Origin of the sequence: Streptomyces alkaliphilus (assembly GCF_014141535.1) — a bacterium.
Classification (GTDB): Bacteria; Actinomycetota; Actinomycetes; order Streptomycetales; family Streptomycetaceae; genus Streptomyces; species Streptomyces alkaliphilus.
On record NZ_VKHT01001499.1, the window covers coordinates 1 to 837 of the forward strand.

Sequence of the window (837 nt, forward strand, 5' to 3'; positions counted from 1 at the left end):
GTGGGGTGCGGGGCGGGGTGCGGTGGGAACGGCGCCTCCTTTCGGCCCCACCGCACCCCGGTCAGCGGCCGCCGGAGGACACGGACATCCCGACGGCGGCGCGGTCCAGCTCACTCGAGGTGTCGATGAGGGCGTACTCCCGCTCCGCCCGGGCGATGGCCTCCTCGACGCTCACACGGGGAGTGAGCCCGTGGATGTCGATGATCTTCTCCAGCCGCTCGGGTACCGATCCCCCGACCGAGTGGTAGGGAATGCCCAGCTCATCCAGGGTGTCGAGCATCAGGCGATCGGCGAGGTACCGGAAGCGCTCGTTGACCGGCCGGTGGCCGTCGGGCACCAGGGGGAACTCGATGGGCAGATGGACGAACGCGTCGTAGGAAGCCTTGGCGTGCTGCTTCGCGGGAACTGCCATCTGTTCCAGGACCGCGGCGTAGAAGCGGATGTCCTCCGCGAGCTTCACGTTCTCCAGGTCCACCGATTCGTTGGGGTTGATGCCGACCAGGACCCGTACGGTGCCGTAGGCCCATTCGTGGAGGGAGGAGCCGTCGGACACGAAGCCGTGCGACAGGTGGGACTCGTTCACGGCACGCTCCTGGTTGCGCCGCATGATCAACATGATCAACTCGGCCGGGGTGCATTCCTCCAAGGTCTTGCCCGGTATGGAGATCGGGAGCAGCTCCCGCATGGTTTTGGCAGCGGAGCGGGGCAGACCGGTCAGATGCGCCAGGGCCATGGTGGTGAGTGTCTTGCCGACCGAGTAGGTGCCGGCGATGGCGAGCTTCACGCGAATTCCTCCTGGTGGGACGGACGAGCCGGAACAGGGGGTCGGGGAGGGGG

The 837-nt window shown here is 67.4% G+C and carries 1 protein-coding gene; it reads right to left on the reverse strand.

Annotated elements, in window-relative coordinates:
• Positions 1 to 61 precede the first annotated feature (61 nt).
• On the reverse strand, positions 62 to 784 hold the full coding sequence (locus FNQ90_RS25315) for an AAA family ATPase (RefSeq protein WP_182608447.1): 723 nt from the start codon (positions 782 to 784) through the stop codon (positions 62 to 64).
• Positions 785 to 837: the final 53 nt, after the last annotated feature.